Source organism: bacterium, assembly GCA_021372515.1.
Classification (GTDB): domain Bacteria; phylum Gemmatimonadota; class Glassbacteria; order GWA2-58-10; family GWA2-58-10; genus JAJFUG01.
Map to the genome: position 1 here is coordinate 1 of JAJFUG010000172.1, position 11,063 is coordinate 11,063.

Here is an 11,063-nt window from a genome sequence, read left to right on the forward strand (position 1 = left end):
CGTATCGGAATGACTCGATCCTGGGTTAAAGCCAAGCCTCGTGCGGCTGACAGGCCGCCGTTGTTGCCTTGGGGGGCCGCACCTGTCTGAGCCTCCCGCCAGGGCAGCGTGTAATCGAACGTGAAACGGCCGGGGCTGAAATTGACGCACAGCGCGGCGGCGATTTGCGGCAGAGCCGCCGCTGCATCGCGCGAGCGGTATCAACACTCCGTAAACACTTAAGATCGAAGCGGAGGCGTGGTCTGGACGAGTTTGCGGCCCCCGCTGGCTTTGCTGCTTTGGCCGAAACCAAAGCAGAACAGAGTCTTTCGTCTTCTCACTGCAACTCCCTAACCGGACATTGCTGGGCAAGACCGAAAGGACGGAAAGACATGCCGGGCGAATACAAGGTTCACCCCTACAAAAGGCGAGTCTTTCTATCGTAGGGGCACGGCGTGCCGTGCCCGGAAGGCTTTAATTTTCCCTTGGTTACGGCCGAGAGAACATGAAGCCAGCGGTCCAGGGAGCGGTTTCCCCCCGTGCGGCTGGCTCAGATTACTCCCCGTTCGGCCGAGCCGGTCAGCAGGAGCCAGAAAAAGAACGGCCCGCCAAGCAGCGCGGTGATCACCCCCACGGGCAATTCCGCCGGGGCGATCAGGGTGCGGGCCAGGGTGTCGCACAGGGTGAGGAAGCCTCCGCCGAACGCCACCACGGCAGCGCTCAGGTTGCGATGGTCCTGGCCCAGCAGAAGGCGGCAGATGTGCGGGGTCATCATGCCCACGAACCCGATCGGCCCGCAGACCGCCACCACCCCGCCCACCATCAGCGAGGCGGCGAAAAAGATCACCCGCTTGGAGCTGTCGACGTTCACCCCGCGGCTGGCGGCCAGGTCCTCGCCCGTGGCCAGAAGGTTCAGCTCATGGCTGTGCAGCACGATCACCGCCACGCCAGTGGCGGCGAAAGGCAGGAGCTGGTACACCTGGCCGTAACCCACCACCTCGATCGCCCCGATCAGGTTGTGCAGTATCTGGAAACTCTTGGTGAAATCGCTCATGTACTGGACGAACAGGATCAGGCTGGAGAAGAAGAAACTCACCGCCACCCCGGCAAGCAGCAGGGTGGAGGTGGAAAAGCCCTGCCTGGCCCGGGTGAAAGAGTAGACAAGGAAAATGGCCAGCAGCGCCCCGGCCATGGCCCCGAACGAGCCGGCCGGCACTCCCAGCAGGCTGAACGAAAGGCCCAGGCCCACCAGCAGGGTCGCCCCGAGCGAGGCCCCGCTCGCTACGCCCAGGGTGAAGGGTGTTGCCAGCGGGTTGCGGAACATCGCCTGGAACGCCATCCCGGCCGTGGCCAGGGCGCTCCCCGACAGGAACGCGACCAGCACTCGCGGGGTGCGGATGCGCCAGAAGATTTCCGACTCCACCGAGCCGGAGAACGGGTGCAGGATACTCTGCAGGGGCAGCTCTCTCGGCCCGATAAAAGGCGCGGCGACTGTCACGGCCAGGGAGAGGATGACAATCAGGGGCAGGGCGGCTGGTCGTTTCATCCGGGCAGGCCCTCCGGGCGGATCAGCGGCAGCTCGCGCCCCGGCTGGGGCACGAACCTGAAGCCGGTGCGGTAGATTTCCTCCAGCCGGGCCGGGTCCAGAAGCCCCCCCGGGGCGCCGTCATAGGCCACCCGCCCGCCGCGCAGGGCCAGCACGCGGTCGCAGCTTTCCAGGGCCGTGTTCAGGTCGTGGGTCACCATGACCACTGTCTTGCCGGCCTCGCGGTTAAGCCGCCCCAACAGGGCCAGCACCTCCACCTGGTGACCGTAGTCCAGGAACGTAGCCGGCTCGTCCAGCAGCATGATCTCGGCCTCCTGGGCCAGGGCCGCGGCGATCAGCACTTTCTGGCGCTCGCCGCCCGAAAGGCTTCCCAACACTCGCCCGCGGAAACTGTCGCTGCCGGTCAGCTCCAGCGCCTCGGCCACCACCTGGCGGTCATGGGCCGAAAGGCCGGCCAGGGCGGTCAGGTAGGGGTAACGTCCCATGGCCACGAATTCCTCCACGGTGAACGGCAGCGGGCGGCCATCCGCCTGGGGCACGTAGCTCACCAGACGGGCCAGCTCGCGCTGGGTGTAGCTGGCCAGGGGCCGGCCATCCAGGCTGATCCCGGCCGGAGCGGGCAGGATACGGTTCAGGCACTTGAGCAGGGTGCTCTTGCCCGCGCCGTTCGGCCCCACCACCGACAGGAACGCCCGCGCCGGGACCGCGGTGCTCACCCGGTCGAGGATCGTGCTCCCGCCCAGGCGGAACGAGAACTGTTCCAGCTTTATCGCGGTGGAATCGTTCATTGCAGCGCCACGGCCTCGGGGTGGATCACCGCCGCGAGCCGCTCCAGCAGGTCGATGAAACGCGGGCTTGGGCGCACGGCCCAGGTCCCGGTGAACACGTAGACCCGGCGCCGCTCCACCGCCGGCACCCCGCGGGCGATGTCCTGCCAGGAGTCGATGAAATCCTGCGCCGTGGGCCCACCGGGAGTCAGTTCGGGGACCATCTCCACGATCACCTCCGGGTCGAGCTCGCGGATGCCCTCGGCCGAGATCGAGGGCAGGGCGGCGGTGCGCTCGCGGAAAGCGTTGGTCCCGCCGGCCAGCTCGATCAACTGGTCGTAGTAGCCGTCCCGGCCCGAGATGTACATGTCGCCCAGGGCGCCCTGCACCAGGCCCCGTCCCACGGTGACCAGCACCCGCGGCCGGGCAAGGCCCACCACACGGCTGCGCACCCGGTCGAGCCGGGCGCGCAGCTCGCTCACCCGTCGCTCTGCTGTCGAGTCGGCCCCGCAGGCCCGGCCGATCTCCGTGATTGAATTCAGTATCCCGCCTACACTGCTGTGGTTAACGATCAGGGTGGGGATGCCCAACTCGGCGAAAAACGGCCGCCGGGAAGCCTGCTCGCTCAGCAGGAGCACCATCCCGGGCTGAAGGGCCAGGATCGCCTCGTAGTTCGGGTCGAGGTAGCCGCCGATACGCGGCTTGTCCAGCGCCTCCGGGGGCCAGTCGCAGTAGCGGGTCACCCCGGCCAGCTCGGAGCCCAGGCCCAGGTCGAACACCACCTCGGTGACACTGGGGGCCATGGAGATGAGCCGGGTGGCCGGCTCGCGTCCCGCGTCACTCCGCGCCGGAACAGCGCCCGGGGCGTGACGGCTCAACGCGGCCGGGGCCAGGCTGGCCGCGGCGACACAGACTATCAACAGGCCGCGTTTCATCTCGTCCTCCGCGGGGGGCGTGCAATTTGACGGCGTTTCTCCGGCGCAGGCGGAAATATAATCGAATCGGGCGGTTGTTGAAACCCTGCCAGCGGCTTTAGACCGAAGACGGCGCCTTACACTATGATCCCGGTAACCGTAATCTGACTAAATGCCAGAGGGTAGGGGAAAGGAATCGGTCAGAGGGCGTATAACTCTAACGACCACTGGATCGTTTCAGTTGCTTTAAGGGGCCGCGCATGTCTGAGCCTCCCGCCAGGGCAGCGTGTAATCGTGCAGGAAAAGGCGCGGTTGGACAGATTGCTATAGTTTGGCGGCGATTGCGCGGCAGCGCCGCCGCTGCAACGCGGGAGCGGAATCGATACTTAGCGAACACAATAGTTAGAAATAGTGTCGCGGTTGGGACGAGTTTGCGGCCCCCGCTGGCTTTGCTGCTTTGGCCGAAACCAAAGCAGAACAGAGTCTTTCGTCTTCTCACTGCAAGTTCCTAACCGGACATTGCTGGGCAAGACCGAAAGGACGAAAAGATTTTCCGGGCACGGCATGCCGTGCCCCTTGAGGGCTCATGTCTGTGTCTTGTATCTGCCCCCGCAGGCTTTGCTGCTTTCGACGAAACGAAGCAGAAAAACTCTATCCGGCGCTCTTGTCCTGGGGCGGTGGAAAATGCAGGCTGAACGTGGTCCCCTGGCCCGGCCGGGTGGCCACCGAGATGCTGCCGCCCAGCGACTCCATGATCGAGCGCGAGAGCGACAGGCCCATGCCCATGCCCTGGCCGGGGAGCCGGTCGCCGGCCTTGGTCGAGAAGAACGGCTCGAAGATGCGCGGCAGCACCTCATCCGGGATGCCGGGTCCGGTGTCCTGGATCGACAGCTCGTGACTGTCGGCCGCGCCGTGGCAGCTCAGGGTCAGCTCGCCGCCGGTGGGCATGGCCTGCACGGCGTTGAGGATTATGTTGTAGAGCACCTGGATCACCTGGTCGCGCGGCAGGAACAGGTAGTGGTCTTTCCGCCCGCACACGGTGTGGACGGTTATTTTCTGACGGCTGATCTTGGTGCCCAGCATCTTGAGCACGCTGCCGACCAGCTCGACCAGATCGATCCGCTGGTGCTCGCGCGAGGAGGGCTTGTACAGGTCGTAAAGCTGGACTATGATCGAGGCCATGCGGTCCACCTCGTTGTCCATCATGCCCAGGTAATGATAGTCCGGGTGCTCGGGCGCCACGGCGTGGCGCAGCACGTACAGGGCGTTCTTGATCGCGCCAAGCGGGTTGTTGATCTCGTGGGCCACCCCGGCGGCCACACGCCCGGCGGCGGCCAGTTTTTCGCTTTGCAGGAGCTGGTCCTCCAGCTCGCGGTTGCTGATGAAATCGGCCAGGCAGGCGGCGGCCTGCTGCACCAGGTCGTGCTCGAAGGGGAGGAATTCGCCTTTGCCGTGCAGGGAACAGACTTTCAGCACGCCCCGTTTCCGTCCCCCGGGCGACAGCTCGCATTCCAGCCCGGTCATCACCTGGCGCGCGGCGTCTCCGGACGGGCTTATCTGCCGCCCGTCCAGGCTCAGGCTGACCAGCTTGTCCTCGGGATCAGACAGCGAATCGCGGATGTGGCGGCAACAGGAGCGCAGGGTCTCATCCGGCGCCCCGGCCCGGCTGCATTCCTGGCGGATGCTGTAGAGACAGGTCAGCTCCTTGAGCCGCTCCTGGAGACGGCTTTCCGACTGCCTCAGCTCGGCCGTGCGCTCCGAGACCCGTACCTCCAGACCGTCGCGCTCTTTCTTCAGGGCCCGCTGGACCTCCTTGAGCTCGGTGATGTCGTGCAGGATCATCTGTGCGCAGTTGATCCCCTTGGCGAACCCGTAGGGCTGGATGATGGCCTTGAACCAGTAGCGCCGCCCGCCCTCCAGGTTGAGCTGGAATTCCTCGACCTGGAGCTTGCCCTCCTCGATCACCCGCCGGATGACCTCCAGGCGTTTGCGGGCGAAGCTCTGCGGCATCACCTTGAAGATCGAGCGGCCCACCAACCGCTCCGGTTGTCCCCCCAGGTACCCGGCCGCCAGGTTGTTCAGCATCTGCAGCACCCCATCGTAGTCCACCAGCAGGATCGGGTTGCCCGCGTTCTCGAACAGAAGGCGGTAGCGGGATTCGCTCTGGCGCAGCAGTTCCTCGGCGCGCTTGCGCGAGGTGATGTCCTCGATGATGATCACCGCCCCCAGCAACTCGCCCACGTGGTTGTAGACCGGGTCGCTGCGCATGTCCAGCACCCTCCGGTCCAGGCCCGGCACGAACCGGGTGGCCTGCTGGCTCGATCCGCTGGCCAGGGTCTTGCGCGGAAGGCACTGCTCGCAGTCCTCCCCGTGGCTGCACCAGAGTTCGCAGTATTTCAGGCCGGGCAGCTCCTCCGGGGGACGGCCGAGGTCGCGGGCGGCGGAACGGTTGGCCAGGACGATTTCCAGGCTGTCGTTGACAAAGATGATCCGGCTCTTGATCGCGTCGATCACGGCCCGCATCTGCGCCCGGCTGCGCTGGAGCGCCTCCTCGGTGCGGCGGCGCTCGGTGATGTCGCGCAGGACCACCACGCTGCCCCGGAAAACGCCCTCCGCGTCGAACAGCGCCCGCGGGTTGACGTGCAGGTGGAGGCGGGCCCCCTCTTTGGTTGTTATTCCCACCTCGTAGGGTGTGCTGGAGCCCAGCCGGCGCTGGTCGAAATTACTGCGGAAAGCCTCGCGTCCCGCCTCATCGAAACTGAATTCAGGCGATTTCCCGAGCAATTCCTCCTTGGAATAACCGGTCATCTCGCACAGGGCCCGGTTGACAAAGGTGGTCCGCCCGTTCTCATCCAGCAGCGCCATCCCGTCGTTTATCATCTCGACCAGGCTGCGATAGCGCTCCTCACTCTGGGACAGGGCCAGTTCCATCTGCTTGCGAGCGGTGATGTCCTCGAACAGGAGCGTTTGAAAAGACTCTCCCAGCTCGTGGGTCGGGCCCAGGCGCAGACGGAAAATCCGTCCGGCCAGCGAAGGCTCCTTGAGGTTCAGCTCTGCATAGAAATCCAGGCGCAGGTTTTCGATACGGAAACGCGAGGGGCGGGTGTAAATCCGGATGTCGAATATCTCGGCTTGACCCGCGAAAGTGGAGAAGCCGAGGTGGTGGTGGCGGTCGTAGATCGGGCTGGAGTCGTAGCAGACCAGCGGCGGGGCCTGCGATCCATCGGCCAGACAGATCAGCCGCCGGCTGATCCGCCCGCCGATGCGCTCCGCCGTGACCTCGTACTCGGCGCCGGGATCCAGTTTTTCGGGCTGTGAGACGATGTCCGCGGCCTGTTTCTGGATCCGGGCCATGATGTTGCCGTGGGAGGCCGTGCAGATGGAATACCCGACTATGTCAGGCAGGATTCCATCCCGGCCGGACTCGCTGGAAATCACCAGGGAGATGTCGCGCAGAAGCTCATCCTGCTCGGGGGTCCGCAGACGGTAGGTCACTTTCAGGTCGCTGACACTGTCGCCGTACTCGACCGCGCTCATCAGGTAGCAGTCCTTGAAGTCCTCCATGTGCGACTGATGCACCAGGCAGACCCGGCCTCCACGGGTTTCGAGCCCCCAGTGGGGGTCGTTCTGGAACGGGACCCAGTCCCGTCCGACCGCTTCGCCGGCGTTCGGCCCCTGGTAGACCAGGTTCCAGTCCCCGCCCTCATCGTAGGGCAATTGTTCCAGGGTGCTCAGGCGGGCCAGATGGTCCTCGATCCGGCTGAAGCCCTCCGCGCCCAGAAAGTCGGCCAGGTGGCGATGCTCGCGGCTGAGTTCTGCGATGCCCTCGAAAAGAAGGAGGAAGTCGATGGAATACCCCATGATCCGCCATTGGCGGTCCAGGTAGAGCTGGGGCATGTTGATCGCGGCTTGCAGTAAATATATGTTGCGCGAGTTGAGATCACTCAGGTGCACAACATCTTCGTACAGCTTCTGGACCCGTCCCAGGCGCTCGAGAGCTTCCCGCCCCTGGCGCGCCTGTTCCTCCAGAATCCGCACCTGCTGTTTCAGCCTCTCGATTTCGGTCTCGCGCGGGGGCATTCGCTTTTCCGATCTCGTGGAACTGCTGGGAAGGTGTGGTGCTCTGCTCTGTCAGCGTTTCCCGCTGTTCAGGCAGGCGGCCCGGACCGGGCCGCCTGCCCGGTCGGGTACTCATACAGACTGTAACAATATGGGGTTGGATCGATAAACACAACCACGGAATCTTAGGGGACCGGCTCTGTTGCGTCTCCGGTTTGGGAGGGGGGGGGTAAATATGAACTGTCCATCCGGAGCGGTCGATACCGGCTCGTTTCGGAGACGCCGACGTCACAGGGCCTGCCTGCCCTGGCTGGCAGCGCCGGTGGAATCACCCGTGACCACGGTCGGTCAGAGATCAACCTATATTACGGCGTGCCCGGCGGCCGCGCGCCCGGCGCGGAGCCGGAGCCTGGAACTGGCTGCGGATCAGGTCGATGAGCGTAGTCACATCCAGCGGCTTGGAAAGGCATTCATCCGCTCCGGACTCGCGGGCCCGCTTGAAAATATTTTCATCCGGATACCCGGTCACCGCGATTATCCGGCACTGTTCCTCTTCCTCCCGGTTCTTGATGTCCCGGCAGACCTTGAACCCGTCTATTCCCGGCATGACCAGATCGATGATCAGCACGTCCGGGTCGAACTCGCCGATCATCCGGCCGGCGTCGTAACCGTCCGCGGCTTCCTTCACGTTGAACGCGGTCTCTTTCTGCAGCGCTCCGACCAGGCTTTTGCGGAAGCCTTCCTCATCGTCCACCACCAGCACCTTGATCGGTGAAATTTTGTCTGTCTGGGGGATGGGAAATCCGCGTTCCTTCAGAAATTCGAGGACGTCCTGACGGCGGAAACGCTTGTGACCTCCAGGTGTGGTCGCGAATTTGATCTGTTTGCGGAAACACCAGGACCTCACCGTGTCAGGCGAGACCCCGCACAGCTCGGCCAACTCTCGGGGGGTGAGCAGATCGCGCATATGTCATAATCCTTCCATGATTGGGTGGATAACTGCCGAAGTTTAAATCCGACCTTTTTTTTTGTCAAGTAATCTTGCCGTTTTATCGTGATTATCCATATTTTTAGGGGATTCCCCGATGCCAGAGTCCTCCCTTCCTGCTCATGCCCGCCCAGGCGCCGGCCTGCTCGCCGGGGAACGACAATCTGTCAGAAAGCGGGTATATCCGTAATAATTTCAACATAACACATATTTGCGTTATGCGCCATGCGTTGTTAACTTTCCGGAGCTTCACCCCCGGAGCCAGGTCGTGTGGAGGTGCGGGCGCGTGCTTAGAATTCTTTCCCGAATGACCAAAAGGATGTTATATTTGATATTGCTGATAAGTTGCAGGGTGTTCATCCTGCCTGATTGTCAGGGATCGGCTGAGACGGGTTCAAGGAGGAGTATGGATGCCTATCCGCGTTCTGCTGGTGGATGACCACAAGATAGTGCGCGATGGGCTACGGGCGCTGATCGAAAAACTGGCGCACTTGCAGGTGGCGGGCGAGGCTGACGACGGGAAAAAGGCGGTTGAAATGGCCGTTCAACTGCACCCGGATGTGGTAGTCATGGACCTGACCCTGCCGCGGCTCAACGGGATCGAGGCCACCAGCCAAATCCTGAAGGAAGTGCCCGGTGTCAAGGTGGTGGCCCTGTCCATGCACTCGGACCGCCGCTCGATCGTAGGCATGCTTCAGGCCGGCGCCGCGGGCTACCTGATGAAAGACTGCTCCTTCGATGAGCTGGATCTGGCCCTCAGATCGGTGGTCGCCGGGGGCAAGTATCTCTGCTCCATGGTGACCGTGACGGTGGTGGAGGATTATCTCCGTCAGCTTTCGTTTTACGGCTGCACCTGCGCGGAATCCGGCCTGACCCGGCGTGAGCGTGAGGTGCTCCAGTTGATCGCGGCGGGCAGGTCCACGCGTCAGACCGCGGAGTCCCTGCGGATCAGTATCAAGACCGTGGAATCCCACCGTCAGAACATCATGGACAAGACCGGTATTCACAGTGTGGCCGAGTTGACCAAGCTCGCCATCCGAATGAACCTGGCGGCCCTGGATGCCTGACTCCCCCCTTCCAGACCCTCTTTGGTCTAACGCCAGCTATTCATAATAATTGCCAGATAATCCGTGGCATAAAATCGGAGTATTCCCTATTGCTCTGCCAGTCTGGGTCTGGTAGCATATGGAGTGGTCGTCCGCCGCAGTCCGAATGTGATCGACAGATATGATAGGTACGGGAAAGCGAACAGGAACGGGATTCAGGTGAGGCAGGCTTGCAGATACTCGTGGATGATCTCATACCGGGCATGGAGTTACTGGAGGATATCCGGCTGCGCGCCGGAAGCTTTCTTATTACCCGGAAGGAATTGAACGGCGGCTGTCTGAACGAGGATGTAATCGAGTCGATCCAGAAGTTTTCCGCGCAGCTCAGCCCCGATCCGAACCGGGTTCAGGTGAAGGCCGACGAAAAAACCCTGGGACATCTCAAGTCCATCCTGGACGGGCATGTCGCGCGGATCGCGGAAACAATCACCAGCGGCAAGGATTACCCCAATTTCATGGGCGCGGAGGAGTTACGCGAAAAAGTCCTCCGCGTGATGGACAAGATCGTCTCCAATCCGGACATCATCACCAACCTTTATTCTCTGCAGCTCAACCGCACCAGGGGCAACAGCCGGGTCGAGCAGATCATGGACCACAGCATCCGGGTCTGCCTGCTGGCGATCAGCCTGGGCCTGCGCATGCGCCTGTCCATCGTTTCACTGGTCAACCTGGGCATGGCCGCCTCCCTGCACGACATGGGCATGCTGCGCTCGAAGCTCTGGCCGGAGCTGGAAAAGCTGGACGACACCGGCTCGGTCGAGTTGGAGGAATTCATCCGCGAGCACCAGGACCACTCCGCGCGCCTGTTCGCCGAGCAGAACGTGAACCTGCTGCCGCACACGCGCAGCGAGATCATTTCGCTGATCTCCTCCCACCACCGTATCGAATTCGACAATCCGCCCAGCAAGACCGGGCTGATCATGTACCTGGCCGACCTGGTCGACGAGATGATCTCGCTGATGCCCTACCGGGTGAGGTTCAGTTTCACTCCGGTGCAGGTGCACTTGGCCGGGGAGAAACTCCGACAGCGCACCGGACTGCTCAACGTGCTCACCGCGCTGGTCAAGCTGACCCGCGGGAAAGCGTTCACCTGGGATGCGGTGACCACGCTGGCCGGGATGTTCGCCCTGGACAGCGTGCTGGTGGAGAACTACGAGGAGAAACTGCGCTCGATCCTGGAAACCTGCCCCTACAAATGCTCGGTGGCCTACCCGCACCTGGGCGGCAACGCCCTGCCCAGGACCATCTACTGCCGCAACAGCCTGGAGCCGGGATTCTCGTGCGAGTTCATGGGCCAGGTGAAGATCGAGATAATCACCCCCGGCGGCCAGATGAAATCCTACTTCAAGTGCTCCAACCTCACCGACCGTCTGCACGACCTGAACAAACAGAACCGCGACTGACGCCTGTCACAGCGATGTCCCTGGAGCTGCCCCAGGCCGGGGCAGTTCATGAATGTGGCTATGCCTCTGAATCAGGGCGGCCCTGAGATTCAGGTCTTTGAGTGAACTAAATAGCCACAGTGCATAAGGGTTTTTATGTCCTTTCGGGCAAGACCAGCAATGTCCGGTTAGGAACTTGCAGTTTGAAGCTGACCGTCTCATTTCTGCTTTGGTTTCGGCCAAAGCAGCAAAGCCAGCGGGGGCCGCGAACTCGTCCAAACCGCGACTCTGCGTCAATCTTAAGTGTTTACGGAGTCTTAAT

The 11,063-nt window shown here is 62.8% G+C and carries 7 protein-coding genes; 2 read left to right on the forward strand and 5 right to left on the reverse strand.

Going from position 1 to position 11,063, the window contains the following annotated elements:
- Window positions 1-529: 529 nt before the first annotated feature.
- From LLH00_15760 to LLH00_15780, 5 genes are all read right to left on the reverse strand, one after another.
- A complete protein-coding gene (locus LLH00_15760) occupies window positions 530-1,525 on the reverse strand; it encodes an iron ABC transporter permease (protein ID MCE5272737.1) in 996 nt (331 codons plus the stop codon).
- The gene (locus tag LLH00_15765; protein ID MCE5272738.1) at window positions 1,522-2,313 is read right to left on the reverse strand and encodes an ABC transporter ATP-binding protein; all 792 of its coding nucleotides are present in this window, start codon (window positions 2,311-2,313) and stop codon (window positions 1,522-1,524) included. The genes LLH00_15760 and LLH00_15765 overlap by 4 nt, the downstream gene beginning before the upstream one ends.
- Window positions 2,310-3,227 (reverse strand): helical backbone metal receptor, encoded by a 918-nt coding sequence (locus LLH00_15770; GenBank protein ID MCE5272739.1) that lies wholly within the window; start codon window positions 3,225-3,227, stop codon window positions 2,310-2,312. The genes LLH00_15765 and LLH00_15770 overlap by 4 nt, the downstream gene beginning before the upstream one ends.
- 630 nt (window positions 3,228-3,857) lie before the next feature.
- Window positions 3,858-7,286: a PAS domain S-box protein gene (locus LLH00_15775; GenBank protein ID MCE5272740.1), complete on the reverse strand. Its 3,429-nt coding sequence runs from the start codon at window positions 7,284-7,286 to the stop codon at window positions 3,858-3,860.
- 334 nt (window positions 7,287-7,620) lie between these two features.
- The gene (locus tag LLH00_15780; protein MCE5272741.1) at window positions 7,621-8,232 is read right to left on the reverse strand and encodes a response regulator; all 612 of its coding nucleotides are present in this window, start codon (window positions 8,230-8,232) and stop codon (window positions 7,621-7,623) included.
- Between the two features lie 431 nt (window positions 8,233-8,663).
- Here LLH00_15780 and LLH00_15785 point away from each other — a divergent pair, with 431 nt between their 5' ends.
- Together LLH00_15785 and LLH00_15790 are read left to right on the forward strand one after the other, a co-directional pair.
- Window positions 8,664-9,320, forward strand: coding sequence for a response regulator transcription factor (locus LLH00_15785; GenBank protein MCE5272742.1), 657 nt, complete (start codon window positions 8,664-8,666; stop codon window positions 9,318-9,320).
- 209 nt (window positions 9,321-9,529) lie between these two features.
- Window positions 9,530-10,762, forward strand: coding sequence for an HD domain-containing protein (locus LLH00_15790; GenBank protein ID MCE5272743.1), 1,233 nt, complete (start codon window positions 9,530-9,532; stop codon window positions 10,760-10,762).
- Window positions 10,763-11,063: the final 301 nt, after the last annotated feature.